We start from the raw sequence: 24,351 nt of genomic DNA, 5'->3' as shown, positions 1-24,351 counted from the left end.
GGGTGGCGGCTCGCGGAGGCGTCGCCCGGCTTAGCAGGCCGCGCGCCGCCGCACCACCGGCGCGCTCACCACCAGGCGTGGAAGTGGTGCACCGGCCCGTGGCCCTGGCCGATGGCGAGTTCTTCCGAACGGGCCAGCGCCTTGGTCAGATAATCCTTCGCCGCCGCCACCGCCTCGCGCAGGCCCAGCCCCTTGGCGAGGCCGGCGGCGATGGCGGAAGACAGCGTGCAGCCCGTGCCATGGGTGTTGCGGGTGACGATGCGCGGCGCGGTGAACTCTACGAAACCGTCCGAATCGAGCAGCACGTCGATGCTGTCCGGCCCCTCGCCATGGCCGCCCTTGATCAGCACCGCGCGCGGCCCCATCGCCAGCAGCAGCTGCGCCTGCGCGCGCACGCTGGCGAGGTCTTCCGCCGGGGCCGCCTCCAGCAGCGCGGCGGCTTCCGGCAGGTTCGGCGTGATCAGCAGCGCCTGCGGCAGCAGTTCGCGGCGCAGCGTGTCGATGGCTTCCGGCACCAGCAGCCGGTCGCCGGAGGCGGCGATCATCACGGGATCGAGCACCACCGCCGACACGCCGTGTCGCGCGAGGCCCGACGCCACCTCGGTGATCGCCTCGGGGCGCGAGAGCATGCCGATCTTCACCGCATCGACCGCGAGATCGGACAACACGGCGTCGATCTGCGCGGCGATGAAGGCGGGCGGCACGTCGTGAATGCCGGTGACGCCGCGCGTGTTCTGCGCGGTGAGCGCGGTGATGACGCTGGCGCCATAGACGCCGAGCGCGGAAAAGGTCTTGAGATCGGCCTGGATGCCGGCGCCGCCGCCGCTGTCCGAGCCCGCCATCGTCACCGCAATCGGTGTGGAGCCTACCATGCTACGCCTCCCCTCGCCGTGCGGGGTGGAGGCGTCGCGACGGGATACCGGCCCCCGGCGCGCGCGATCCGTTCCCTCCGCCGGCATGACCCGGATCAGGTTCGTGGGTTGGCGACGCGCCTTTCGGCCCGTCTTCGCCTCTCAGCCCTTAGCGCCTGCGCGCCTTGGGCACCCCAACGTGATCGTCTGCCGCGAGATAGGCGAGGACGCGCGCGCGCGCAAGGCGTCGTCGCGCCACGGGACGGCGGGGGTTGCGCCAGGGTCCGCCTTCTGTTTCCTATCGGCCTCCCCGCGTTCAGCCGGAAGACCGCCATGGTTCCCTTCTTCATGCAGATCAAATGTCAGCTCGGCCGCGCCTATGAGGTGGCGAACGCCATCGCCGACGCCGAGATCGCCTCGGAGATCTATTCGACCGCCGGCGAGTTCGACCTGCTGGTGAAGTTCTATGTGCCCGAGGGCACGGACATCGGCCATTTCGTCAATGAGAAGGTGCAGCTGTTCCCGGGCATCCAGGACACCCGCACTCTGATCACCTTCAAGGCGTTCTGACGGTCTCAGGGCGCCGGCGCGGCGGGCGGGGTCGACGCCGCCTCGTCCTGCGTCCGGTCGATGCCGAGCTGGCGCTCGCGCCAGATGACGAACAGGCCGGCGCCGATGACGATGGCGCCGCCGAGCAGCACCAGGAGCGGCGGCACCTCGGCAAAGAGGATGAAGCCGAGCAGCAGCGACCACAGCATGGCGGAATAGGCGAAGGGCGCCACCACCGAGGCCGGCGCGTAGCGGTAGCTCTCGGTCAGCAGGATCTGCCCGACCCCGCCGATAAAGCCGATGGTCAGCAGCAGCAGCCCTTCCCGCCCGCTCGGCAGCACCCAGCCCCAGCCGGCGGTGGCCAGGCCCGCCAGCGCCGCCAGCGCCTGGAAGTAGAACACGATCGAGGCGGTGGTCTCGGTCTGGGTGAGGCGGCGCACCTGCACCATCGCCCCGGCGGTGAACGCCGCCGCCATGAGCGCGAACAGCGCGCCGAACAGATGGCCGGGCGTGTCGAAGGAGCCCTGCATGTGCGGCCACAGCATCACCACCACCCCGCCGAGCCCCACCACCACCGCCGCCCAGCGATAGGCCTGCACCCGCTCGCGCAGCAGCAGCGCCGCCAGCATGACGGTGAGCAGCGGCGCGGCGAAGCCGATGGCAGTGGCGTCCGCCAGTGGGATGCGTGCCAGCGCGGCGAAGCTCAGCCCCATGGCGCAGACGCCGATGGTGCTGCGCGCGATATGGCCGAGCGGGTGGGCGGTGCGCACCGCCGCCCCGATCTCCCGCCGCCAGGCGAGAAGGGCGAGCAGCGGAAACAGCGCGAAGAAGGAGCGCGAGAACACGATCTCGCCCGTCGGAACATGATCCGAGACGATGCGGACGAGGGCCGACATGATGGTGAAGAGGAACGTCGCGCCGACCTGCAGCGCGATGCCCTTGAGCGCGTTCATGAGGTCGCCATGGAGCACGGTTCCCGGCGCCCCGCAAGCGCGCCGAAAGGCTTAAACATCAGGGGAAGGGGTGCCCTCCCGCCAGCGCGATACCGCCGAAGACGACGACCACCGCCAGCACAAGGCAGGCGAGCGCCCGCCCGATCCCGCCCGGCGTCGCCGGTGCCCGGTCGGCATAGGACGCCGCCGGCTTGGTGCCTGACATCATGGCGCGGATCAGATTGTCCCGCCCGAACAGCGAATAGGCGATGTTGGTCGCCACATGCAGGCCGATCAGCGCCAGCAGATAGGGATAGAGCCGCTGGTGCCAGACCGAGGCGCTGCGGATGGTCTCGTCGCTCACCACGGGCGTCATCGGGCCATAGACGATGATGTCGTCGCTGGTGAACAGGCCGGTGAGGGCCTGTGCCGCCACCAGACCCAGCAGCGCCATCACCACCCAGCCGCCGAGCGGGTTATGGCCGAGAAAATGCTGCGGCCGGCCCCTGAGCAGGCAGGCGACATAGCGCAGCGCCGCGCGCGGGCCGCGCAGGAAGCCGGCAAAGCGCGCCGTAGAGCCACCGACCAGCCCCCAGAACAGCCGGAACACCACCACGACGAGAATGGCAAGGCCGTTCCACTGGTGCCAGACCAGCCCGGCATCGCCGTAATAGCGGCTGAGAAAGGCGAGCCCGACCAGCGCGGCGAGGCTCCATTTCGCCAGCCGCGTCGGCAGGTCCCACGCCAGCAGCACCGGCGCGGGAGGGGAGAGCGGCGCGCCGGTCAATTTTTCTGCCGGTAGCTGTCGTGGCAGGCGCCGCAATTGCGGATCACGCCGGGGAAATTGGCCTTGAAGCTGGCCTCATCGGTGATCGCCGCGCGGGCGGCGGCGGCGTCGGAGCCGAACTTGGCGAAGCGGGCGTCGAAATCAGCCTTGTTGCTCCAGATCGCCGGCAGCGCGTCACTGCCCGGCCCGGAGCCTTCCGGGAACAGCGCCGGCAGCGCCTTGGCGTTCTTCACATAGAGATCGAGCGCCGCCTGCACCTGGGCGAGATCGAACGGTGTGCTGCCGCGCAGCATGCCGCCGACCGGCTTGGTGGCATCGCCGAACTGCTTCAGCAGCGCCTGGCGCTCCTTCACCACGTCGGCCTGGGCGATCGCCATGCTGGCGGCAAAGGCGGTGATCATGCCGGCTGCAAGCGCAGCCGTCAGTCGGCGAACCATGAAATGCTCCCTCATTCACGCGCCGGGAAGGCGCGCGCGCCGGCCGACCTTATTGGCGGGCGGTAAGATGGCAATCGGCGCGGAAGCCTGTTCGCGCGCTCGTGATGGGAGAGCGCGGGTATGGTGAATACCTAATGCCTGTTGCGGATCGTGGTTTCCCGCATTTCCTTTCGGGCACAATGACCCTACGTCAGTGTCACAGCCGTCAGGAGAGAGAGAAACGCCATGTCCATCCGCACCATCCTGCTGCACGCCGCCCCCGATTCGGGGTTCAATGACCGTCTGGCCTTCGCCATCGGCCTCGCACGGCAGACCGGAGGGCAGCTGCGGGCGGTCTACACGCTCTATCCCGCCGGCGTTCCCCGCGTCGGGCGGGCGCTGTCCATCTATGTGAACGAGCTGGTGCGCGAGGCGAAGGAGAAGGAAGCGACCCTCAAGGCGCAGTTCGAAGCCGCCGTGGCGGAAGCCGGCGTCACCGGCGTGTGGCACACGGTGGAAGGCGAGGTCACCACCGCCCTACGCGACGAGATCACCTTCTCCGATGTCACCATCGTCAGCGAAACCCGCTACGGCACGGTGGACGACGAACTCGCCGCCACCCTGCCCGAGCATCTCGCCCTCGCCTGCAACGGCCCCGTCATCGTGGTGCCGACCGGCAAGAAGGTGCCGGGCCGGCTCGGCAAGGTGCTGGTGGCGTGGAAGCCCTCGCGCGAGGCCGGCCATGCCGTGCGCTTCGCCCTGCCGATCCTCGCCCTGGCGGACGAGGTGGAAGTGCTGACCGTGGAGGAGGCGAAGTCCGATGTCGCCGCCTCCGGCGCCAAGCTCACCGCCTATCTCGCCAACCATGGCGTCAACGCCAAGCACCGGCATGTCGCGGAAGGCCCCGCCGCGACGATCATCCCGCAGGAGACGCAGAAATTCGGCGCCGACCTGCTGGTGATGGGCATCTACAGCCGCTCGCGCCTTGCGGAAATGATCCTCGGCGGCGTCACCGCCTCGCTGCTGGTCGATCCGCCCGCGCCGCTGTTCGTTGCGCATTGAGCCGCCGGGCCGCGCGCCCGGCCGCTGTCTCTTCGCCGCCGGCCCTGGGAGGGGCCTGCGGTTTCATTTGTGCCGCCGACCTTTCCGGGTTGCGGCGGGCGGGTGGACGGCCTAGCTCTGGCGCGCCGTTCCGGCCTACCGCCCGAGGAATGCCCGTGCCGCTGTCCTCCCAGCTTCTGCCGCTGTTCCTGTTCGCCCTTGCCGGCGCGCTCACTCCCGGGCCGAACAACATGATTTCGGCCGGCTCCGGCGCCGCCTTCGGCTTTCGCCGCACCCTGCCGCAGATCTGGGGCGTCACGGTCGGTTTCGCGGTCATGGTGGTGGCGATCGGCCTCGGTCTTGGCACGCTGTTCCTCGCCATCCCCTATATGCACCAGACGCTGAAGATCGTCGGCGCGCTCTATCTGCTCTACCTCGCCTGGAAGATCGCCCATGCCGGCGGGCCGGGCGGCGGGGCGGAGGTGGAAAAGCCGATGACGCTGCTGCAATCAGCACTGTTCCAATGGGTGAACCCGAAGGCGTGGACCATCGCGCTTTCCATCGTGCCGGCCTTCACCACGGTGGGCGGCGACAATCTGTTCGGCGAAGTGGCGATGATCGCGCTGGTCTCCGCCATCGTCACCCTTCCCAGCCTGTGCCTGTGGGCCGGCTTCGGCGCGCTGCTCGCCCGGCTGCTCTCCACCCCGCGCCAGCAGCGGCTGGTGAACTACGCGATGGCGGCCCTGGTGGCGGCAAGCGTGGTGATGCTGTTCCTCTGACGCTCCGGTGATCGGCCGGAAGCACGGTGCAGCGCAGCATCGTCATAAAAGCGTGATGCGAGTCGGGCTTATGCTTTCCCCATGGAGACATTGCCCAGCCCATTTGCGGGCCTGATCGAGGGGGCTTCCGAGGTGAACGACGCACCCGAGGCACGCCGCTACCGCAGCCTGTTCCTGTCCGATGTCCATCTCGGCACCAAGGGCTGCCAGGCCGATCTGCTGCTCGACTTCCTGCGCTACCACGACGCCGACACCATCTATCTCGTCGGCGACATCGTCGATGGCTGGCGGCTGCGCGCCGGCTGGTACTGGCCCCAGAGCCATAATGACGTGGTGCAGAAGCTGCTGCGCAAGAGCCGCAAGGGCACCCGCATGGTCTATCTGCCGGGGAACCACGATGAATTCCTCCGCGACTATTACGGCAATCATTTCGGCGGCATCGAAGTGGTCGAAACGGCGATCCACGAAGCCGCCAATGGCAAGCGCTACCTCGTCATTCATGGCGACGTGTTCGACGTGGTGGTGCGCCACGCCCGCTGGCTCGCCTTCCTCGGCGACGGCGCCTACACCGCCGCCCTCGGCCTCAACACCTATCTCAACTGGGCCCGCCGGAAATTCGGCTTTCCCTATTGGTCTCTGAGCCAATGGGCCAAGCTGAAGGTGAAGAACGCGGTCAATTTCATCGGCCGCTTCGAGGAAGCGGTCGCCACCGAGGCGCGCCGGCACAAGGTGGACGGGGTGGTGTGCGGGCATATTCACCACGCGGTCATTCACGACAGCTTCGGCGTCGAGTACATTAATTGCGGCGACTGGGTGGAAAGCTGCACGGCGATCGTCGAACATGCCGACGGGCGCTTCGAGCTGATCGACTGGGCGCGCCAGACACGGGCGCGGGTGAAGGCGCCGCTGCTGCTCGAACGGCCGAAGGTCGCCGCCTGATGCACATTCTCGTCGCTACCGATGCCTGGCTGCCGCAGGTCAACGGCGTCGTCCGCTCGCTGCAGAACACGGCGCGCGAAGCCGAGAAGCTTGGCGCCCGCATCGACTTCCTCACCCCCGCCGATTTCCGCACCGTGCCGATGCCGACCTACCCGGAAATCCGGCTGGCGCTGGCGACGCCCGGGCGGGTGCGGCGGCGGATGGACGAGATCGGCGCCGATTACGTGCACATCGCCACCGAAGGGCCAATCGGCATCATGGTGCGCCGCGCCTGCCTGTCGCGCGGCCAGAGCTTCACTACTAGCTACCACACGCGCTTCCCCGAATATCTCGCCGCCCGCGCGCCGGTGCCGGAAGTGCTGTCCTATGCCTGGTTGCGCCGCTTCCACAATGCCGGCGCCGGCATCATGGTCTCCACCGCAACGCTGGAAGCAGAGCTGCGCGGGCGCGGCTTCCATAACATCCTGCGCTGGTCACGCGGCGTCGATGCCGAGCTGTTCCGCCCGCGCCCGGAAGCGGAAATGGACGCGTTCGTCGCCGCCCTGCCCCGCCCGGTCTTTCTCTCGGTCGGCCGGGTGGCGGTGGAGAAGAACATCTCCGCCTTCCTCGATCTCGACCTGCCCGGCTCGAAGGTGGTGGTCGGCGAAGGCCCAGCCCGCGCCGAGCTTCAGGCCCGCCACCCCGACGTGCATTTCCTCGGCCTGCAAGAAGGCGAGGCACTGGCCCGCATCTACGCGGCGGCGGATGTGTTCGTGTTTCCCAGCCTGACCGACACGTTCGGCATCGTGCTGCTGGAGGCGCTGGCCAGCGGCCTGCCGGTTGCCGCCTTCCCCGTCACCGGGCCGAAGGACGTGATCGGCGAGGCGGACCTCTCCGTCGGCGTGCTCAGCGACGATCTGCGGCAGGCGGCGCTGGCGGCGCTCGACATCGACCGCGCGGCGGCGCGCGCCTATGCGCTGCGCTTTTCCTGGCGCGCCTGCACCGAGCAGTTCCTGCACAATATCGAGGCCGCCCACGCCCGCGCCCACGCGGTCCCCAGCGTCGCCGCGGGCTGAGTCTCACGCCACGGCGAGGCAGCGGGCAAAGGTGGAGGCATCCACATTGCCGCCCGACAGCACGAGCACGGCGAGCTTGTCGGTGAGGTCGAGCTTGCCGGCCAGCACGGCGGCGAGCGTCACCGCCCCGCCGGGCTCGACGACCAGCTTCAGCTCCTCAAAGGCAAACGCCACCGCCCGCGCCACTTCCTCGTCTGTCGCCGACACGCCCTCGCCGACGAGGCGGGAGGAAATCTCGAAGGTCAGCCGCCCCGGCGTCGCCGCCAGCAGCGCGTCGCAAATCGAGCCTGTCGCCTGGTTGTTGCGCTCGCGCCCGCCGGAGCGGAAGGAGCGGGCGTGGTCGTCGAAGCCCGCCGGCTCGGCGGTGAGGATGCGCGCGTCCGGAAAATGATGCCGCACCGCCAGCGCGATGCCGGAAACGAGTCCGCCGCCCGAGGCGTTCGCCACCACCACATCCGGGGTCAGGCCGCGCGCGAGAAGATCCTCGGCGATTTCCAGCCCCACCGTGCCCTGTCCGGCAATGATGTGGAAATCGTCATAGGGCGGCACGAAGATGGCGCCGCGCGCCCGCGCGATGTCGCCGGCAATGGCGTCGCGGTCGTCGGTCTCGCGGTCATACTCCACCACCTCGCCGCCAAAGGCGATGGTGCGCGCCTTCTTCATCGCAGGCGCGTCCTTCGGCATCACAATCACCGAGGCCATGCCCATCAGCGCCGCCGCCGCCGCCACGCCCTGCGCGTGGTTGCCGGAGGAGCAGGCGACCACGCCGCCGGCACGCTCATCGGCCGGGATGCGCGAGATGCGGTTATAGGCGCCGCGGAACTTGAACGAGCCGGTGCGCTGGAGCGGCTCCGGCTTCAGGAACACCCGCCCGCCGGTGATGTCGTCGAGGCGGGCGCAGGAGAGAAGCGGCGTGCGCACCGCCACGCCCGCGAGGCGTTCGGCGGCCGAGGTCACGTCGTCATAGGTGGGAAGGGCGTTGCTCTGCATCATGGGCTGAGCTTAATCCCGCGACGGCGCGCGCGCATGTGCTTTCCGACGCCCGCGCTCAGCTTTTTCGCGCCGGCTTGCGCGGGCGGGCCCGGGCGACCTAAATACATGCCTCATAAGCCAAACGGGAGCCGGCATGTCGGGCCGAACGCGCAGCCTCGATCGGGGCGACATGGATGCCGGGGCGCAGGCGATCACCGGCCAGCTCGGCCGCACCATCCAGCGCCTGCGCAAGGCCTATAATCTGTCGCTGTCCGAACTGTCCGAGCAGTCCGGCGTCGCCAAGTCGATCATCAGCCAGATCGAACGCAACGAGACCAACCCGACGCTCGCCACCGTCTGGCGGCTGTCGCAGGCGCTCGACATGTCGATCGACCGCTTCATGGCGGCGACCGATGACGAGCCCTTTGTCGAGCACCTCACCCGCGCCGACACGCCGATCCTGGTGTCGGAGGACGGCAAGTGCCGGCTGACCATCACCGGCTGGATCAAGACGGTGGAATGGCTGCAATGGTTCGACTTCGTCGCCGGGCCGGGCGGCGAGTTGATCTCCGACGGCCACCAGCGCGGCGCGGTGGAATGCCTGTCGGTGCTCTCGGGCGAATTGCAGGTGGAGTGCGGCGACGTGATCGAGACCGCCCGCGCCGGCGAGACGCTGCGCTATCGCTGCGACCGCCGCCACGTCATCCGCAACCTCACCACCGAGCCCGCCCACGCCACCATGGTCTGCCTGCTGAAGGCCGCCGTGCTGGATTAAGGCTCCCGCTGGAGCGAACCGACCATCCTTCGAGGCTCGCTGCGCGCGCACCTCAGGATGACGCTGCTCCCTTCTTGGAAAAGAAGCGCGTCGTCATGCTGAGGTGCCCTGCGTAGCAGGGCCTCGAAGCAGCCGGGCCAGTGCGGCCCTGGGCGTCTCGCGCCAGCGGCAGAGCTGGATCCCCGGGTCACGCCCGGGGATGAGGGGGTGGCGAAGCGGAGCGCGGGCCGCTTGCCTCAGTTCAGCTTGCCGAGCGACATGAACTGCGTCTCGCCGGAGGAGCCGTCGACGCCGTCATTGTCGGTGACGATGAAGGCGTTGCCGGCGGCGTCGATGGCGAAGCTCTCGACCTTGTCGAGCACATAGCCATGCGTCGCCTTGAACAGCGGCAGCAGGTCCTTCACCTCGCTCTTCACCAGCACCGGCGGCGTGACCTCGCTGCCGAGCGGCGCCGGCTTCACGTCTTTGAGCGAGACAAAGGCCAGCTTCTTGATCACGGCGTCGTTGCCGATCTGGTTGTCGCGCTCGATGACGATCAGCCCGTCCTTGTAGGGCGAGACCTCGGACAGGCCGACCCAACCCTTGGCGGCTTTGTCGAGCGGGTAGCGCACGACGCCCCAGCTCTTGTCGGCCGGCTTGTAGGCGAGGAGCTTGGTGAAGCCCTTCGGGTCGTCCTTCCACTCGCGCTGCACGGCGATCCACACCGTCTCGTCGGCGCCGGTGCCGACCACCGCCACGCCCTCGAAGCCGAAGCGGCCGGCCTGCGCCGCCACTGCCTCGGGGAGCGCGATCTCTTCCGCGATGGCGCCGTCCGCACCGACGCGCAGCAGCAGGTTCTGCGTCGGCTTCTCCTTCTTCTCCGGATTGCCTTCGGAGGCCACCCAGAAGCCGCCTTCGGGACGCACCGCGATGCCTTCGAGGTCGAGCCCCTTGGCCGGCTCACCGTCTTTGGTCAGCACGGTGGCGGCGGTGATCTTCGCCGGCTTCGCCGTGGCGTCGATGGTCAGGATGCGCGCCTGCGCATAGGCGCTGTCGGTCACCGCATAGAGCTTGCCCGCCTCCTTCGCGTCCGCCGCGAAGCCGGACAGCGCCGACCACCAGATCGGCAGGCCGTCGGGACCGTCGACCGAGAGCAGGGTGGGATAGGTCGCCGTCGCGCCGGGCTGGCGCTGATAGAGCGTGACGACGGAGCCGATGCCGCCATCCTTGCGGTTGTCGGTCTCGGCGGCGGTGACGAACAGGTCGCGCTTGGGCAGCGCCATCAGCCCTTCCGGGCCGACGCCGCCGGGCAGCACCTGCAGGAATTCCGGCGCCGCACCGGGGCCCTTGTCGCGATAGACGAAGACCAACGAGCCGCGCTCGGAGGCGACGAAGATCAGGCGGTCATCGCCGAAGGTCGCGACTTCCGCGCCTTCCATCTCGATGCCCTTCTTGTTGCGCTTCTCAGGGTAATGGCCGAGGCGCACCGCCATGTGCTCGGGCGCGGTGCCGCTCTCGAACAGCAGCTTGCCGGTCTTGTCGAAGATGGAGAAGCCGCGCGTGCCGCCCTTCCAGTCGCCCTCATTGGCGATGACGAAGCGGTTGTCGTCGATCCATTGCACGGTGTCGGGCTCGCGCGGCACCGCCTTCATCGAGCCGGAAAGGTCGATCACACCGTCCTTCTTGGTGTCGATCTTGTCGAGGTCCACCGTGCCGGCGGAGAAATGCGAGAGGATCTTGCCGGTGGGCAGATCCACCACGACGATGTGGTTGTTCTCTTGCAGCGTGACCACGACCTCGTTGCGGGAATTGATGTCGACATATTCCGGCTCCGGGTCCTCGGGCGCGATCGCGGCGAGGCCGGTGAGGTCGATCACTCGCTTGGAAGCGTCGACCACGCGGCCGTCCTTCACCTCGAAAGTGGTGAGGTTGCCGCCCGGCAGCTGCGGCAGCGCGCCGTCATTCACCTCTTCGTCGCGCTCATTCTCGATGGCGATGGCGAGATAGCGGCCATCCGGGCTCTTGGTGATCGAATCCGGCTGGCCGCCGAGATCGATCTTGTCCTCCACCTTGCGGGTGGCGAGGTCCACCACCGCGAGATGGCCTGAGGGCTTCGCCTTCGATTCCGAGGTGTTGACGCCGACATAGGCCTTGGAGCCGATCACGACCGTGGTGGTGGGCTCGCCGTCGAGCGCGACCACGCCCGCCGCCTTCGGCGCCGCCGGATCGGTGATGTCGATGAAGCCGATGCGCTCGCCGGGGCTGTCGCTGTAGATCAGCGTGTTGCCGTCCTCGGTATAGGTGATGATTTCCGCCGCCGTCGGCTTGGCGGGATCGGCACCGGCCGGGAGGTTTTCCACCACGTTGAAGGTGGCGATGCGGTTGAACGGCGCGTCGGCCGCCAGCGAAGGGGCGCTCAGGGCGACGAGGGCGAGCACGGCGGCGGAGGCAGTGGCGAGAAGCATCGGGCGCATGGGGGTCTCCGATCGGATGCGGGCGGAACCGGCCCGCGCTGCTGCGGTTCAACGGCCTGACCATGACAAAGGCATGACGATCCCGTCGCCTGCACGCGATGGACGGCGGATAACCTCAGTTACGGCAGCCGGCTTCTCCTTCCGCAGCGTCGCGGCGAGGCCGGACACGCGACCTCTGCGTCAACCGTGCAGCATTCGACTTTCGGACGAAAGGATTACAGTAAAAATCATCAATTAGGGCTTGCACTCGCCCTTTCGGCATCGTCTCCTTGGCGCATCGGGACAAGGCGCCGAAGCGCCGCCCGGCGGGGGACTACCCGCAAGGAAACGCCACAGGAGGAACCGCCCCATGACCGAAACGTCAGGGAAGACCACGGACGCGCGTCCGGATGTCCGCACCAGCCGTCGCCGCTTCATCGCCACCGCCGCAGCGGCAGCCGCCGGCGCCACCGTCGCCGCCCCGGCGGTTCATGCGCAGGCTCCCATCAAGCTGAAATTCCAGTCGACCTGGCCGAACAAGGACATCTTCCACGAATTCGCCGGCGACTATGTGAAGCGCGTCAACGCCATGACCGGCGGGCGCGTCGAGCTGGAAATTCTTCCCGCCGGCTCGGTCGTTCCGGCCTTCCAGATGCTGGACGCGGTATCCTCGGGCATTCTCGATGGCGGCCACGGCGTCGCCGCCTATTGGTACGGCAAGAGCAAGGCGTTCTCGCTGTTCGGCACCGCCCCCGCCTTCGGCTGGGACGCGGACGAGCTGCTGGGCTGGATCCGCTTCGGCGGCGGCCAGGAGCTCTATGACGACCTCGTACAGAACACGCTGAAGCTGAACGTGGTCGGCATGCTCACCGGCCCGATGCCGAGCCAGCCGCTCGGCTGGTTCAAGAAGGAAATCACCGGCCCGGAAGACATGAAGGGCATGAAGTACCGCACCGTCGGCCTCGGCGCGGACCTGTTCAAGGAGTTCGGCGCGGCGGTGACGATCGTGCCCGGCGGCGAAATCGTGCCGGCGATCGATCGCGGCCTGCTCGACGGCGCCGAGTTCAACAACCCGTCCTCCGACCTGGTGCTCGGCTTCCCTGACGTGGCCAAGGTCTACATGCTCGGCAGCTACCATCAGGCGCTCGAATGCTTCGAGATCCTGTTCAACAAGACCAAGTTCGACGGCCTGCCGAAGGACGTGCAGGAAATCCTGCGCGGCGCCTCCGACGCCACCTCCTCCACCATGATGTGGAAGGCGCAGGATCGCTATTCCAAGGACCTCGCGGCGATCAAGGCGCGCGGCGTCAAGGTGCTGCAGACGCCCAAATCCGTGCTGGAAGCCCAGCTCAAGGCCTGGGACGTGGTGATCGCCAACCTTTCCGCCGATCCGGTGTTCAAGAAGGTGGTCGAAAGCCAGAAGGAATGGGCCAAGCGCATCGTCGGCTTCCGGCTGGAATATGAGCCGGACAACAAGTTCGCCTACGACCACTTCTTCAAGCCGGCCTGATCCCGGGTTCGCGTGCGCCCCTCTCCGGCAACGGAGAGGGGCTTTTGGTTTCGGTAGGCACCGGTTTCCGGCCTGGCCGCGCATCCCTGCGTGGCGTGACGGGCCGACGCTGATGCTTGCGCCACTGCCTCCGTCCCGACACCGCGCGGCCCCGATGACGTGCCACCAAGAGGCCCCTTCCCATGCAATCCATCCTTCTCGGCGTCGACCGGCTGAATGCCCTCATCGGCAAGCTGTTCGCCTGGTGCATCGTCATCCTGATGGTGGCGATCTGCTACGAAGTGTTCTGCCGCTACGTGCTGCGCGACCCCACCACCTGGGCCTATGACGTCAGCCTGATGCTGTATGGCGCCCTGTTCATGATGGCCGGCGCCTACACGCTCTCGCGCAACGGCCATGTGCGCGGCGACTTCATCTACCGCAAATGGACGCCGCGCACGCAGGCCAAGAGCGATCTGGTGCTCTACTTCCTGTTCTACTTCCCCGGCATCCTGGCGCTGATCTATTCCGGCTGGGGCTATTTCCACCTGTCCTATCTCCTGAACGAGCATTCCTCGTTCAGTCCGGACGGCCCCGTCATCTGGCCGTTCAAGGCGCTGATCCCCATTACCGGCGTGATGATGCTGCTGCAGGGCATGGTCGAGGTCGTGCGCTGCTGGATCTGCATCCGCGACGGGGAATGGCCGCAGCGCCTGCACGATGTGGAGGAACTGGAGAAGGTCATTCTCGACGAGGCCGCCGCCAAGGCCGAGGCCGAAGAACAATTGCTCAACACCGTCGAGCGCGACTCCACCACGCGGGGGACCCTGTGATGTTTCTTTCCGATCCCGCGCTCGGCATCTTGATGCTGGTCGTCTTCCTCATCCTGCTGATGCTCGGCTTCCCCATCGCCTTCACCCTGATGGCACTGGGCGTCGCCTTCGGCTACCTCTCCATCGGCGACGGCATCTTCCAGCTCTTCGTGCAGCGCACCTATTCGGTGATGGCCAACGACGTGCTGATCTCGATCCCGCTGTTCCTGTTCATGGGCTATGTGATCGAGCGGGCGAATATTCTCGACCGGCTGTTCCGCGCCATCCAGCTCGCTGCCGGCTGGATTCCCGGCTCGCTCGCCGTGGCGACGCTCATCACCTGCGCCCTGTTCGCCACCGCGACCGGCATTGTCGGCGCCGTGGTGACGCTGATGGGCCTGCTCGCTTTCCCGGCCATGCTGCGCGCCGGCTACGACACCAAGATCGCCTCGGGCGTGGTCTGCGCCGGCGGCTGCCTCGGCATCCTGATCCCGCCCAGCGTCATGCTGATCCTGTATGGCGCGACGGCGGGCGTGTCGGTGGTGAAGCTCTACGCCGCCGCCTTCCTCCCGGGCATCGCATTGGCCGGCATGTATATGGCCTATGTGATCATCCGCGTGATCATCAACCCGTCGCTGGCGCCGAAGCTGCCGCCGGAGGAACGCAACGTTCCCGTGCTGACGGTCATCTGGGCGCTGCTGACCTCGTTCTTCCCGCTGGTGCTGCTCATCGTCTCGGTGCTCGGCTGCATCATTCTCGGCCTCGCCACCCCGTCGGAAGCGGCGGCCATCGGCGCGGCGGGCGCCATCCTGCTGGCGCTGGCCTATCGCACGTTCAGCCTCGAGAAGCTGAAGGACTCGGTGTTCCTCACCGCCCGCGCCTCGGCCATGGTGTGCTGGCTGTTCGTGGGTTCGGCGGTGTTCTCCGCCGTGTTCGCCCTGCTGGGCGGGCAGCGCGTGGTCGAAGAGTTCATCATGGGGCTGGACCTCGGGCCGATCGGCTTCCTGATCCTTACCCAGGTCATCATCTTCGTGCTCGGCTGGCCGCTGGAATGGACGGAGATCATCGTCATCTTCCTGCCCATCTTCCTGCCGCTGCTCGACCATTTCGGCATCGACCCGATCTTCTTCGGGGTGCTGGTGGCGCTGAACCTGCAGACCTCGTTCCTCTCGCCGCCGGTTGCCATGGCGCCGTTCTACTTGAAAGGCGTGGCGCCCAAGCATGTGTCGATCGACGAGATCTTCTCCGGGGTGATGCCGTTCATCCTCATCGTGGTCTTCGCGATGGTGCTGCTCTACACCTTCCCCGGCTTCGCGCTCTGGCTGCCCAACTATCTCTATGGCGGCTGACGGTCGCGACCCGCAAAAGCAAACGGGCCCGCAAGGGCCCGTTTTCATGTCCGCCAGCTTGAACGTTCTCAGGCCGCAGGCGCGCGCGGATCGCCCGGCGCGGTCTTCCAGCCGAGAGCGGGGAAGCGCACCACGCGGCGGCCGCGGAAATCGGCCTCGCAGACGAGATGGCCGCGCTCTTCCATATAGGTCAGCAGCCAGCGCCCGCGCGAGGGCGACCGGCTGCCATAGGCCTTGGCCAGCGCTTCGTCCGCCGGCGAGGGCGCGCCTTCCATGCCGGCCCGCGCCAGCAGCAGGAACACGCCCTGCATCTCCTCCGGCAGGCCGGCCGCCTGGTCGACAGCGCGCGCCCAGCCCTCATCGCCGCTGCGGGATTCCAGCCCGGCGCGGGCGATGGCGAGCCGCCGGGTGAATTCGGCGAGGTCCGGCACCTTCGAGCCGACCCGGCGCACCCGGCAATGCACGAGAAAATCCGGGTAGAGCGCGGCGGCGGAGCGGAACGGCGCTTCGGGATCGGAGACGAACTGGCGGATGATTTCCTCCACCAGCGCCTCGCGCTCCGCCGCGAAGGCGGCGGCGACTTCCGGGTCGACCGGCGCGGCCTCGGGCGGCGGCGCGTCCTCCAGCGTCTCCAGAATGGCCTCGGTGGCGCGCGGCTCCGTCCGGGCGGGCGGTGCGGGCAAGGGCTCGGTGCCGAGATCGTCGAAGATCAGGTCCTGGATTTCCGCCGTGCCGAGTTCCGGCGGCGGCAGCAGCGAGGGGCGCCCGTTGCGGCTCGCCGTCTCGACATGGCCGATCTTCACCGCCACCGGGCGACGCGCCAGCGCCGGGCCGAGCGCGACGAAGGAGCCGGTGTTGAGATCGCGGAAACTCTCCGCCTGCCGCTTCTCCATGCCGAGCAGATCGGCGGCGCGCGCCATGTCAATGTCGAGGAAGGTGCGGCCCATGAGGAAGTTCGACGCTTCCGCCGCCACGTTCTTCGCCAGCTTGGCGAGGCGCTGCGTGGCGATGACGCCGGCCAGCCCGCGCTTGCGGCCACGGCACATGAGGTTGGTCATGGCCGAGAGCGAGATGCGCCGCGCCTCGTCGGAAATCTCGCCACCGCCCGAGGGCGCGAACAGCTGCGCCTCGTCAACCACGACCAGCATCGGGTACCAGTATTCGCGGTCGGCATCGAACAGGCCGTTGAGGAAGGCGGCGGCCGAGCGCATCTGCGCGTCGGCATCCAGCCCTTCGAGGTTGAAAACAACCGAAGCGCGGTGCTTGCGGATGCGGGCGGCGATGCGCTGGATCTCGCCGGCCGTGCGCTCGGCGTCGATCACCACATGGCCGAAGCGCTCGGCCAGCCCGACGAAATCACCTTCCGGGTCGATGATCGCCTGCTGCACATGGCCGGCGCTCTGTTCGAGCAGGCGGCGCAGCAGATGCGATTTTCCCGAGCCGGAATTGCCCTGCACCAGAAGGCGCGTGGACAGGAGCTCTTCCAGATCGAGCCGAACCGGCTGTCCGGCGTTGCTGCTTCCAAGCTCGATACCGATCTTCATCTGCGGTGACGCATCCCTGCACCGGCCCTGCCCTAAGCACGAGCCGCATGGTTCGATTGCCCGCCCCCCAGCCGGCCGATCCGGCGGGAAGCCGCTGCGGCCGCCGCGCCCGGCCCTGCCTTTAGCACGTGGCAAGGGCCCGCGCCGACAGCCGCCAAGAACTCCACAGATTCGGCCCGGCTCGACAAGCCCCGTGCTTCGCGCCACTCTGCCGCCATGTCGTCCCCGCCCTTCTTCACCATCGGCTATGAACAGGTCTCCTCCGCCGCCGTGCTCGACACGCTGAGCGGCGCCGGGGTGGACCTGCTGGTCGATGTCCGGGCCGTCGCCGCCTCCCGCCGCGCCGGCTTTTCCAAAAGCCACCTCGCCGCCGGCGTGAGCGAGCGCGGCATCGGCTATCTGCATCTGCGCGGCCTCGGCACCCCGGCGGAGGGGCGGCAGGCGGCGCGCAGCGGGCATTACGGCGAGTTGCGCCGCATCTACGACGCTCACCTCGCCACCCCGACCGCGCAGGAGCAGCTCGACGAGTTGACCGCGCTGGTGAAGGCCGGCCGGCGGGTCTGCGTGCTCTGCTTCGAGCGGCATCCCGAGCACTGCCACCGGCAGATGGTGGCCGATCTCATCTGCGAGCGCGTCGGCGTCAGCGTCGAGCATCTGATGGCGCCGCCCGTCTGAACCGGGCGCCCGCCCTGCGACAAAATGCGGCATGCCTTGGCGTGCATCCCCATCCAAGCTCGCCCTTCGGTTGATTGAGGCCAGCCGCGGCGGGTGCTCGGATAAGGCGTACTTCCTGAAGCCCCACAACCGTGAGCGCGGCGATGCCCTCTTCGCCGGCGCGTTTACTCGCGCCTCTCCTCGCGGCAACGGTCGCTGCCGCGTGCCCGGCTCCCGGCGCGGCGGCCGAGGAGGGTACGGAGGCGTCGCTGCGGCGGCGGCTCTATTTCTACACCGGCGTCGATATCGCCCGCGACAGCGGCTACGGCTGGGGCGGCATGGCCTGGGCACCCTTCGCGCCGATGGACCAGGAAGGGCTGCGGCTGCGCACCCAGACCGGCGGCGGGCGCTACGACTACCGCACGCAGGCCGTGCCGGGCGGTTGGAACAGCGTCGACAAGACCGATGGCGAGGTGCTGCTCGGCTGGCAGTTCCTGCGCGGCCCGCACGCGCTGGCGCTCTATGCCGGCGTCAATGTCATCGACAACCGGCTCGACACCCCCGATCCCGGCAATCGCGACCAGGGCACGCATTGGGGCGGCAAAGCCGTCGTTGAATGGTTCTACCGCCTCGATGCGCGCTGGACGCTGACCGCCTCGCTCGGTGGCTCCACGGCGGATGGCAGCATCAGCGGGCGCGCCACGGCCGGCTGGCAGGCCTTCCCCTGGCTCGATCTCGGCGTCGAGGCCGGGGCCACCTCCGACTGGCCGGATGAGAGCGCCCGGCTCGGCCTGTTCCTCGCCTGCCCGCTTCAAAGCGGTGAGTTGCTCAACTGGCAACTGCGCGCCGCCGCCGGCTGGAACTGGAGCGGCGACAGCGAAGACAGCCCCTATGGCACGCTGTCCCTGTTCATCCCGTTCTGAGCCGCGCCGGCTCAGGCGTCCTCCGCCCGCATCGCCTCCAGCGCGGCGTCGGCATCGACATCGCTCGCGGCGGCGATCTCGTGGATTTCCAGTGCCTCGAGATCCTCCCTCGTGTCGACATCAACAAAGGCACCCTGCCCCTCCACCGGCAGCTCGACCACGAAATCAGGATTGTCGGCGAGGATGCGGCGGGCGCCGACATCGCCTTCCAGCGTCATCAGCGCCGGGAACAGCGCCCGCGCCAGCGCCACCGGATTGCCGTGGCGGCCTCCCGCCACCGGCACGGCCGCGAGCCGCCCGCGCGCGGGATCGAGCGCATCGGCGAGGCGGTCGATGAGCGCCGGTTCCACCTTCGGCATGTCGCCGAGCAGCACCACCACGCGTTCCGTCTCCTTCGGCAGCGCAGCGACACCGGTGCGCAGCGAGGTGGAGAGCCCCCGCGCGAAATCGGGGTTGGGGGCGAAGGTGACATCGAGCCCGTCGAGCGCCGCCCGCACCAACGCGTCTTCATGGCCGGTGACCACGATCACCGGCCGCGCGCGGGCGGCGAGCGCCGCCTCCACCGCGCGGCGCACCAGCGGCACGCCGCCCAGCGGCAGGGTCAGTTTGTGCGCGGCGGGCAGACGCGTGCCCTGCCCGGCGGCGAGCACCAGAGCCGCCGGCGGACGGGCCGGGCGGCGGCGCAGTTCACCGACCAGCTGGGCGAGGATGGAGACGGCGATTTCCGCCGGCGTCGCCGCGCCGATATCGAGGCCGATGGGCGCGCGGATGCGCTCCAGCGCCGCGCGCGGCACGCCGCGTTCCGCGAGCCGGGCCAGCCGGCCGGCATGGGATTTGCGCGAGCCGAGCGCGCCGACATAGAAGCAGCCGGCGCTGAGCGCCGCTTCCAGCGCGGGATCGTCGATCTTCGGGTCATGCGCCAGCGCCGCCACGCCGGTGAACGGGTCGAGCGGCCGCTCGGCCAGCGCGTCCTGCGGCCATTGCGCCCGTACGTCGACACCGGGAAAGCGCTCTGGCGTGGCGAAGGCGGTGCGCGGATCGATGATCGTCACCGCGAAGCCTACCGCCGCCGCCATCGGCGCCAGCGCCTGCGCGATATGCACCGCGCCGGTGATGACGAGACGCGGCGCGGGAAGCTGCACGGTGAGGAACAGCCGCCGGCCCTCCGCCTCCACCTTGCCGCTGCGCCCGCTGCGCAGCGCCTCGGCGAGATGCGGGGCCAAGGGATCGGCCGCGATGTCGCCGGCACGCACCAGCCGCTGGGCGCCGCTATCGAGATCGGTGACCAGCACGGCGGCGCGACGGGCGGCGCGTTCGGCATTCAGTTCGTCGAGCAAAGCGAGGTCCATCAGCCGACCTTCTCGACATAGACGGCGATGCGCCCGCCGCAGGACAGGCCGACCTGCCAGGCTGTGGCATCGGCGACGCCGAATTCCAGCAGCCGCGCCCGCCCGTCGGCGATCACCTCGGCCGCTTCGGCCACCACTGCGCCCTCGACGCAGCCGCCCGACACCGAACCGAGGAAGTTGCCGTCCTCATCGATGGCGAGATGGCTGCCCACCGGGCGCGGCGCCGAGCCCCAGGTTTCGATCACCGTGGCCAGCGCCACGCCCCGGCCGGCCCGCCGCCAATCGGCCGCCACCTGCAGCACATCGTCTTCGCGCGTGAGCATGCTTTCTCCTTCGGTCTCTCCCGCACTATAACGCGCCGCAGCAAACGCGCCTTGCCCGCGCGCGCGGAAACGATCACAAGACCGCGCATGAATTCGCCCATCCGCACGCCCCTCGCCCCGCCGGCGCCCAAAGCCCTGCCCGCCCGCACCCTGCGCCGCGTGGGGGAATTGGCGCAGGCTGGGCTGGTGACGGCCGATCCGGCGCTGGAAGCGGTGGAAGCGCGCTACGCCGTCGCGGTGACACCGACGCTGGCTCAGCTGATCGACCCCGCCGACGCCGCCGACCCCATCGCCCGGCAGTTCCTGCCCGATGCGCGCGAGCTGGAGACGCGGCCGGACGAGCGCGACGACCCGATCGGCGACGACGCGCACAGCCCGGTGCCGGGCATCGTCCACCGCTACCCCGACCGGGTGCTGCTGAAACTCGTCGGGGTCTGCGCCGTCTATTGCCGCTTCTGCTTCCGCCGGGAAATGGTCGGACCGGGCGCGGAAACGAACCTGTCCGACGACGCGCTCGACGCCGCCCTCGCCTATATCGCCGGCCGGCCGGATATCTGGGAAGTGGTGCTCACCGGCGGCGATCCGCTGGTCGCCTCGCCGCGCCGGCTGGCGGAACTGATGGCCCGCCTCGCCGCGATTGCCCATGTGAAGATCGTGCGCTTCCACACCCGCGTGCCGGTCGCCGCGCCGGAGCGCGTCACCGGCGCGCTGGTGGAGGCGCTGCGGGCGCCCGGGGTGACGACCTATGTCGCCATCCATGCCAACCATGCGCGCGAACTCGGCCCCGAAGCCCGCGCGGCGCTGGCCCGTCTCGCCGATGCCGGCATCGCGCTGGTTGGCCAGAGCGTGCTGCTCGCCGGCGTCAACGACGACGCCGGCACACTCGCCGCGCTGTTCCGCGCGCTGGTGGAGTGCCGGGTGAAACCCTATTACCTCCACCATCCCGACCTCGCCCCCGGCACGGCGCATTTCCGCCTGCCCATTCAGCGCGGGCAGGCGCTGATGGCGGCGCTGCGCGGGCGGGTCTCCGGTCTCGCGCTTCCGACCTATGTGCTCGACATTCCCGGCGGCCACGGCAAGGTGCCGGTGGGCCCGTCCTATCTGGAACCGGCGCCCGAGGGCTGGCGCGTCACCGATTATTGCGGCGGCGTGCATGCGTATGGAGAGGGCGTGTGAGCCGCCCCACGCCCGTCGATGTGGTGGTGATCGGCGCCGGCGCGGCCGGGCTGATGTGCGCCATCGAGGCCGGGCGGCGCGGGCGCCGGGTCGTGGTGCTCGACCATGCCCGCGCGCCGGGCGAGAAGATCCGCATATCCGGCGGCGGGCGCTGCAACTTCACCAATCGCGACGCCGGCCCGCGCAACTATCTCTCGGCCAATCCCGGCTTCGCCATTTCGGCGCTGAAGCGCTACCGCGCGCAGGACTTTATCGCCCGCATGGACCGGCGCGGCATCGCCTGGCACGAAAAGACTCTCGGCCAGCTGTTCTGCGACGGCTCGGCACGGCAGGTGGTCGACATGCTCACCGACGATCTGCGCGAGGCCGGCGGCGAACTGCGCCTTGCCACCGCCATAACAGGCATCGAGCGGGCGGCTGACGGCTTCACCGTGACGACGACGACCGGGAGCTTCATCTGCCGCTCGCTGGTAGTCGCCTCGGGGGGCAAGTCGATCCCGAAAATGGGCGCCACCGGCTTCGGCTATGAGATCGCGGAACGCTTCGGGCTGGCGCTGCAGCCCACCCGTCCGGGGCTCGTGCCGCTGACGCTCGATCCCGCGCAGCTGGAACGGCTCACCCCGCTCGCCGGCGTGGCGGTGGAAGGCCGGGTGAGCCATGGCAAGACGCGGTTCGAGGAAGGGCTGCTGTTCACCCATCGCGGCCTGTCCGGCCCGGCGATCCTGCAGATTTCCTCCTATTGGCGCGAAGGCGACGAGATCACGCTTGCGCTGGCGCCACACACCGACATCTTCGCCCGGCTGCGCGACATGCGCGCCGCCAATGGCCGGCAGGCGCCCGTCACCGCGCTGGCGACGCTTCTGCCCAAGCGCCTCGCCCAGCTCATCGCCGAGCGCGAGGCCGCTGCCGGCAACCTCGCCGACCTCTCCGACAAGGTGCTGCGCCGGATCGACGAGGCGGTGAATGGCTGGCGGCTCAAGCCGACCGGCTCGGAAGGCTACCGCACCGCCGAGGTGACGCTCGGCGGCGTCGACACGGCCGGCATCGATTCACGCACGATGGAAGCCCGCACCGTGCCGGGCCTGTATTTCATCGGCGAGGTGGTGGACGTCACCGGCTGGCTCGGCGGCTATAATTTCCAGTGGGCGTGGTCATCCGGCTGGGTCGCCGGGCAGGTGGCGTGAACACGCTGCCCTGCCATTCGCCGGAGGACGAAGGCCGTCATCCTGAGGTGCCCGGCCTCGGGCCGGGCCTCGAAGGATGGTCATTCCGGCGCTCACCCTAGGCATCCTTCGAGGCGCGCTGCGCGCGCACCTCAGGATGACGTCGCGGAGCGGAGCCGAGCACGGCCGACGGTTGCGACCCCTCACACCGTAATGAATCCGCGCCCGAGATAGGCGAGCTTCGCCCTGTCCGGGCCGAGCGTCACCGCCTCGACCCGGCCGACCAGTACATCATGGGTGGCGATGCTGCGTGCCTCCACCAGCCGGCAGTGAAACACCGCGATCGCCCCGGTGAGGCAGGGCAGGCCCAGCGCGCCCTCATGCCATTGACCTGCGCCGAATCGCTGCTCGCCCTCCAGCCCGCCGCGCCCGCCAAACGCTTCCGCCACCGCCTGCTGCTCGGCGGCCAGCATGTTCACCGCGAACCGCCCGGCCTGGCGGAAGGCGGGAGCGGAGCGGATGCGGCGGTTGAGGCAGACGAGAAGGGTCGGCGGGCTGTCGGACACCGAGGCAACGGCCGTGGCGGTGAAGCCGGCGCGGCCTTCCGCACCATGGGTGGTGATGACATGCACGGCGGCGACCAGCCGGCTCATCGCCTCGCGATAGAGCCCGGCCTCGACTGCGTGCCCGGCGTCGTGATGCGCCTCAGGCGCCTTTGGCTGATCCAATCTGCCGTGCCTCCTGCACCGGCGCGCGGATCGAAGGCCCCCGCACGCATATGCGCTGTGCATAACCTCTGGCGGCCGGTTTTGGAAACCGCGCCTCCACCCCCCATGTCGACATGACGATGTGAAGACAAAAATGACGGAGACCGACACAGGTCGGACGCAGTCTCGTCACATTAACCGCTTGAGTTGCAATGAGATTTACTTTAAAAGGTAATTAAATACCCTAATATCATGCTTTTCGATCGATTGCATTTCGTCTTTCGATCGAATTGTATCGGAAACGGGCGCGAGCTAAGAGTAAGGGCGCTTGTCGTACGGGCACGGTCATAAACTGTGCAAAAGCCCGACGGCGGCGCCTTGCGCAAATTCGGCTGAGGGGAGCCGGCACAATCATGGAAATTTTCGTTCAGCAGCTCATAAACGGGCTGACGCTCGGCTCGATCTACGGGCTGATCGCCATTGGCTACACCATGGTGTTCGGCATCATCGGCATGGTGAACTTCGCCCATGGCGACGTGTTCATGGTCTCCGCCTTCATCGCGCTGATCTGCTTCCTGCTGGTCACCACGGTGCTCGGCATCACCTCGATCTTCCTCGCTCTGGCGATCGTGCTTGTTGTGGCGATGTTCTTCACCTCGCTGCTCAACTGGGCGATCGAGCGGGTGGCCTACCGGCCCCTGCGCGGCTCGTTCCGGCTGGCGCCGATGATCTCGGCCATCGGCATGTCGATCTTCCTCGCCAATTTCGTGCAGGTGACGCAGGGCCCGCGCAACAAGCCGGTGCCGCCCATGATCACGGACGTGATCGTGCTGATGGATTCCGGCTCCTACCAGGTCACCCTCGCCTGGAAGCAGGTCATCATCATGGTGGTCACCGCCGCCCTGCTCGGCGGGTTCTGGTACCTCGTGCAGAAGACCTCGCTCGGCCGCGCCCAGCGCGCCTGCGAACAGGACCGCAAGATGGCGGCGCTGCTCGGCATCAATGTCGACCACACCATCTCGCTGACCTTCGTCATCGGCGCCGCGCTCGCCGCCGTCGCCGGCACGCTGTACCTCATGTATTACGGCGTCGCGAACTTCGCCGACGGCTTCGTGCCTGGGGTGAAGGCCTTCACCGCGGCGGTTCTCGGCGGCATCGGCTCGCTGCCCGGCGCCGTGCTCGGCGGATTGCTGATCGGCCTGATCGAGACCTTCTGGTCGGCCTATTTCTCCATCGAGTACAAGGACGTGGCGGCGTTCTCCATCCTCGCCATCACCCTGATTTTCATGCCGCAGGGCCTGCTTGGCCGGCCTGAGGTCGAGAAGGTCTGAGGT

Annotated in this window: 24 protein-coding genes; 14 read left to right on the top strand and 10 right to left on the bottom strand. The window is 68.5% G+C overall.

Annotation, left to right across the window (positions count from 1 at the left end; genetic code table 11):
• Window positions 1-65: 65 nt before the first annotated feature.
• A complete protein-coding gene (thiD, locus tag ACP2AH_RS19335; RefSeq protein ID WP_425107297.1) occupies window positions 66-872 on the bottom strand; it encodes a bifunctional hydroxymethylpyrimidine kinase/phosphomethylpyrimidine kinase in 807 nt (268 codons plus the stop codon).
• A 312-nt stretch (window positions 873-1,184) separates the two neighbouring features.
• Here thiD and ACP2AH_RS19330 point away from each other — a divergent pair, with 312 nt between their 5' ends.
• Entirely contained in the window at window positions 1,185-1,421 is a 237-nt protein-coding gene (locus ACP2AH_RS19330; RefSeq protein WP_018391378.1) for an Lrp/AsnC ligand binding domain-containing protein, read from the top strand.
• Between the two features lie 5 nt (window positions 1,422-1,426).
• On the opposite strand, the gene ACP2AH_RS19325 is transcribed toward ACP2AH_RS19330, so the two are convergent.
• The 3 genes from ACP2AH_RS19325 to ACP2AH_RS19315 are packed head-to-tail and all read right to left on the bottom strand — an operon-like array spanning window position 1,427 to window position 3,556.
• Complete coding sequence (locus tag ACP2AH_RS19325; RefSeq protein ID WP_425107296.1) at window positions 1,427-2,353, bottom strand: DMT family transporter; 927 nt, start codon at window positions 2,351-2,353, stop codon at window positions 1,427-1,429.
• 58 nt (window positions 2,354-2,411) lie between these two features.
• The gene (locus ACP2AH_RS19320; RefSeq protein ID WP_425107295.1) at window positions 2,412-3,119 is read right to left on the bottom strand and encodes a cytochrome b/b6 domain-containing protein; all 708 of its coding nucleotides are present in this window, start codon (window positions 3,117-3,119) and stop codon (window positions 2,412-2,414) included.
• A complete protein-coding gene (locus ACP2AH_RS19315) occupies window positions 3,116-3,556 on the bottom strand; it encodes a c-type cytochrome (protein ID WP_425107294.1) in 441 nt (146 codons plus the stop codon). The genes ACP2AH_RS19320 and ACP2AH_RS19315 overlap by 4 nt, the downstream gene beginning before the upstream one ends.
• A 225-nt stretch (window positions 3,557-3,781) precedes the next feature.
• Here ACP2AH_RS19315 and ACP2AH_RS19310 point away from each other — a divergent pair, with 225 nt between their 5' ends.
• From ACP2AH_RS19310 to ACP2AH_RS19295, 4 genes are all read left to right on the top strand, one after another.
• Window positions 3,782-4,597 carry a universal stress protein gene (locus ACP2AH_RS19310; protein WP_425107293.1) on the top strand — a complete coding sequence of 272 codons (816 nt, stop codon included), beginning with the start codon at window positions 3,782-3,784 and terminating at the stop codon, window positions 4,595-4,597.
• Window positions 4,598-4,752: 155 nt separating this feature from the next.
• On the top strand, window positions 4,753-5,355 hold the full coding sequence (locus ACP2AH_RS19305; RefSeq protein ID WP_425107292.1) for a LysE family translocator: 603 nt from the start codon (window positions 4,753-4,755) through the stop codon (window positions 5,353-5,355).
• Between the two features lie 81 nt (window positions 5,356-5,436).
• The gene (locus ACP2AH_RS19300; protein WP_425107291.1) at window positions 5,437-6,294 is read left to right on the top strand and encodes a UDP-2,3-diacylglucosamine diphosphatase; all 858 of its coding nucleotides are present in this window, start codon (window positions 5,437-5,439) and stop codon (window positions 6,292-6,294) included.
• Window positions 6,294-7,349: a glycosyltransferase family 4 protein gene (locus ACP2AH_RS19295; protein WP_425107290.1), complete on the top strand. Its 1,056-nt coding sequence runs from the start codon at window positions 6,294-6,296 to the stop codon at window positions 7,347-7,349. Before ACP2AH_RS19300 ends, ACP2AH_RS19295 begins: the two co-directional genes overlap by 1 nt.
• 3 nt (window positions 7,350-7,352) lie before the next feature.
• Here ACP2AH_RS19295 and ACP2AH_RS19290 read toward each other — a convergent pair whose 3' ends face one another.
• Entirely contained in the window at window positions 7,353-8,342 is a 990-nt protein-coding gene (locus ACP2AH_RS19290) for a threonine ammonia-lyase (RefSeq protein ID WP_425107289.1), read from the bottom strand.
• 133 nt (window positions 8,343-8,475) lie between these two features.
• Between ACP2AH_RS19290 and ACP2AH_RS19285 the strand changes: the two genes are divergently transcribed.
• Window positions 8,476-9,096 carry a helix-turn-helix domain-containing protein gene (locus ACP2AH_RS19285; RefSeq protein WP_425107288.1) on the top strand — a complete coding sequence of 207 codons (621 nt, stop codon included), beginning with the start codon at window positions 8,476-8,478 and terminating at the stop codon, window positions 9,094-9,096.
• A gap of 236 nt (window positions 9,097-9,332) precedes the next feature.
• On the opposite strand, the gene ACP2AH_RS19280 is transcribed toward ACP2AH_RS19285, so the two are convergent.
• The gene (locus ACP2AH_RS19280; protein WP_425107287.1) at window positions 9,333-11,549 is read right to left on the bottom strand and encodes an esterase-like activity of phytase family protein; all 2,217 of its coding nucleotides are present in this window, start codon (window positions 11,547-11,549) and stop codon (window positions 9,333-9,335) included.
• A gap of 349 nt (window positions 11,550-11,898) precedes the next feature.
• On the opposite strand from ACP2AH_RS19280, the gene ACP2AH_RS19275 reads away from it, so the two are divergent.
• The 3 genes from ACP2AH_RS19275 (at window position 11,899) to ACP2AH_RS19265 (ending at window position 15,178) form a co-directional block, all read left to right on the top strand.
• Window positions 11,899-13,038 carry a TRAP transporter substrate-binding protein gene (locus tag ACP2AH_RS19275; protein WP_425107286.1) on the top strand — a complete coding sequence of 380 codons (1,140 nt, stop codon included), beginning with the start codon at window positions 11,899-11,901 and terminating at the stop codon, window positions 13,036-13,038.
• 182 nt (window positions 13,039-13,220) lie between these two features.
• Window positions 13,221-13,850: a TRAP transporter small permease subunit gene (locus tag ACP2AH_RS19270; protein ID WP_425107285.1), complete on the top strand. Its 630-nt coding sequence runs from the start codon at window positions 13,221-13,223 to the stop codon at window positions 13,848-13,850.
• Window positions 13,850-15,178, top strand: coding sequence for a TRAP transporter large permease (locus ACP2AH_RS19265; RefSeq protein WP_425107284.1), 1,329 nt, complete (start codon window positions 13,850-13,852; stop codon window positions 15,176-15,178). Before ACP2AH_RS19270 ends, ACP2AH_RS19265 begins: the two co-directional genes overlap by 1 nt.
• 68 nt (window positions 15,179-15,246) lie before the next feature.
• Here ACP2AH_RS19265 and ACP2AH_RS19260 read toward each other — a convergent pair whose 3' ends face one another.
• Window positions 15,247-16,722 carry an ATP-binding protein gene (locus ACP2AH_RS19260; protein ID WP_425107283.1) on the bottom strand — a complete coding sequence of 492 codons (1,476 nt, stop codon included), beginning with the start codon at window positions 16,720-16,722 and terminating at the stop codon, window positions 15,247-15,249.
• A gap of 216 nt (window positions 16,723-16,938) precedes the next feature.
• Between ACP2AH_RS19260 and ACP2AH_RS19255 the strand changes: the two genes are divergently transcribed.
• Both ACP2AH_RS19255 and bcsS read left to right on the top strand, forming a co-directional pair.
• On the top strand, window positions 16,939-17,397 hold the full coding sequence (locus ACP2AH_RS19255; protein WP_371346682.1) for a DUF488 family protein: 459 nt from the start codon (window positions 16,939-16,941) through the stop codon (window positions 17,395-17,397).
• 143 nt (window positions 17,398-17,540) lie between these two features.
• On the top strand, window positions 17,541-18,299 hold the full coding sequence (gene bcsS / locus ACP2AH_RS19250; RefSeq protein WP_425107282.1) for a cellulose biosynthesis protein BcsS: 759 nt from the start codon (window positions 17,541-17,543) through the stop codon (window positions 18,297-18,299).
• A gap of 11 nt (window positions 18,300-18,310) precedes the next feature.
• On the opposite strand, the gene ACP2AH_RS19245 is transcribed toward bcsS, so the two are convergent.
• Entirely contained in the window at window positions 18,311-19,648 is a 1,338-nt protein-coding gene (locus ACP2AH_RS19245) for an XdhC family protein (protein ID WP_425107281.1), read from the bottom strand.
• Window positions 19,648-19,971 (bottom strand): XdhC family protein, encoded by a 324-nt coding sequence (locus tag ACP2AH_RS19240; RefSeq protein ID WP_244376135.1) that lies wholly within the window; start codon window positions 19,969-19,971, stop codon window positions 19,648-19,650. The genes ACP2AH_RS19245 and ACP2AH_RS19240 overlap by 1 nt, the downstream gene beginning before the upstream one ends.
• Before the next feature lie 87 nt (window positions 19,972-20,058).
• Between ACP2AH_RS19240 and ACP2AH_RS19235 the strand changes: the two genes are divergently transcribed.
• Entirely contained in the window at window positions 20,059-21,147 is a 1,089-nt protein-coding gene (locus tag ACP2AH_RS19235) for a lysine-2,3-aminomutase-like protein (RefSeq protein ID WP_425107280.1), read from the top strand.
• Between the two features lie 53 nt (window positions 21,148-21,200).
• Entirely contained in the window at window positions 21,201-22,331 is a 1,131-nt protein-coding gene (locus tag ACP2AH_RS19230; protein ID WP_425107500.1) for an NAD(P)/FAD-dependent oxidoreductase, read from the top strand.
• Window positions 22,332-22,513: 182 nt separating this feature from the next.
• On the opposite strand, the gene ACP2AH_RS19225 is transcribed toward ACP2AH_RS19230, so the two are convergent.
• Window positions 22,514-23,038, bottom strand: coding sequence for a flavin reductase (locus tag ACP2AH_RS19225; RefSeq protein WP_425107279.1), 525 nt, complete (start codon window positions 23,036-23,038; stop codon window positions 22,514-22,516).
• A gap of 392 nt (window positions 23,039-23,430) precedes the next feature.
• Here ACP2AH_RS19225 and ACP2AH_RS19220 point away from each other — a divergent pair, with 392 nt between their 5' ends.
• A complete protein-coding gene (locus ACP2AH_RS19220) occupies window positions 23,431-24,348 on the top strand; it encodes a branched-chain amino acid ABC transporter permease (protein WP_244376129.1) in 918 nt (305 codons plus the stop codon).
• Window positions 24,349-24,351: the final 3 nt, after the last annotated feature.

The sequence above is a fragment of the Ancylobacter sp. genome, from assembly GCF_965249975.1.
Lineage (GTDB): Bacteria > Pseudomonadota > Alphaproteobacteria > Rhizobiales > Xanthobacteraceae > Ancylobacter.
Note: the sequence above shows the minus strand (reverse complement) of the source record. Positions and strands in the feature narration are given on the sequence as shown.

Bases quoted from the DNA above. Each gene is read 5' to 3' on its own strand.
- thiD (WP_425107297.1), bottom strand. From the start codon at position 872: ATGGTAGGCTCCACACCGATTGCGGTGACGATGGCGGGCTCGGACAGC.
- ACP2AH_RS19330 (WP_018391378.1), top strand. From the start codon at position 1,185: ATGGTTCCCTTCTTCATGCAGATCAAATGTCAGCTCGGCCGCGCCTAT.
- ACP2AH_RS19325 (WP_425107296.1), bottom strand. From the start codon at position 2,353: ATGAACGCGCTCAAGGGCATCGCGCTGCAGGTCGGCGCGACGTTCCTC.
- ACP2AH_RS19315 (WP_425107294.1), bottom strand. From the start codon at position 3,556: ATGGTTCGCCGACTGACGGCTGCGCTTGCAGCCGGCATGATCACCGCC.
- ACP2AH_RS19310 (WP_425107293.1), top strand. From the start codon at position 3,782: ATGTCCATCCGCACCATCCTGCTGCACGCCGCCCCCGATTCGGGGTTC.
- ACP2AH_RS19300 (WP_425107291.1), top strand. From the start codon at position 5,437: ATGGAGACATTGCCCAGCCCATTTGCGGGCCTGATCGAGGGGGCTTCC.
- ACP2AH_RS19295 (WP_425107290.1), top strand. From the start codon at position 6,294: ATGCACATTCTCGTCGCTACCGATGCCTGGCTGCCGCAGGTCAACGGC.
- ACP2AH_RS19290 (WP_425107289.1), bottom strand. From the start codon at position 8,342: ATGATGCAGAGCAACGCCCTTCCCACCTATGACGACGTGACCTCGGCC.
- ACP2AH_RS19285 (WP_425107288.1), top strand. From the start codon at position 8,476: ATGTCGGGCCGAACGCGCAGCCTCGATCGGGGCGACATGGATGCCGGG.
- ACP2AH_RS19280 (WP_425107287.1), bottom strand. From the start codon at position 11,549: ATGCGCCCGATGCTTCTCGCCACTGCCTCCGCCGCCGTGCTCGCCCTC.
- ACP2AH_RS19275 (WP_425107286.1), top strand. From the start codon at position 11,899: ATGACCGAAACGTCAGGGAAGACCACGGACGCGCGTCCGGATGTCCGC.
- ACP2AH_RS19270 (WP_425107285.1), top strand. From the start codon at position 13,221: ATGCAATCCATCCTTCTCGGCGTCGACCGGCTGAATGCCCTCATCGGC.
- ACP2AH_RS19265 (WP_425107284.1), top strand. From the start codon at position 13,850: ATGTTTCTTTCCGATCCCGCGCTCGGCATCTTGATGCTGGTCGTCTTC.
- ACP2AH_RS19260 (WP_425107283.1), bottom strand. From the start codon at position 16,722: ATGAAGATCGGTATCGAGCTTGGAAGCAGCAACGCCGGACAGCCGGTT.
- ACP2AH_RS19255 (WP_371346682.1), top strand. From the start codon at position 16,939: ATGTCGTCCCCGCCCTTCTTCACCATCGGCTATGAACAGGTCTCCTCC.
- bcsS (WP_425107282.1), top strand. From the start codon at position 17,541: ATGCCCTCTTCGCCGGCGCGTTTACTCGCGCCTCTCCTCGCGGCAACG.
- ACP2AH_RS19245 (WP_425107281.1), bottom strand. From the start codon at position 19,648: ATGGACCTCGCTTTGCTCGACGAACTGAATGCCGAACGCGCCGCCCGT.
- ACP2AH_RS19240 (WP_244376135.1), bottom strand. From the start codon at position 19,971: ATGCTCACGCGCGAAGACGATGTGCTGCAGGTGGCGGCCGATTGGCGG.
- ACP2AH_RS19235 (WP_425107280.1), top strand. From the start codon at position 20,059: ATGAATTCGCCCATCCGCACGCCCCTCGCCCCGCCGGCGCCCAAAGCC.
- ACP2AH_RS19230 (WP_425107500.1), top strand. From the start codon at position 21,201: ATGTGCGCCATCGAGGCCGGGCGGCGCGGGCGCCGGGTCGTGGTGCTC.
- ACP2AH_RS19220 (WP_244376129.1), top strand. From the start codon at position 23,431: ATGGAAATTTTCGTTCAGCAGCTCATAAACGGGCTGACGCTCGGCTCG.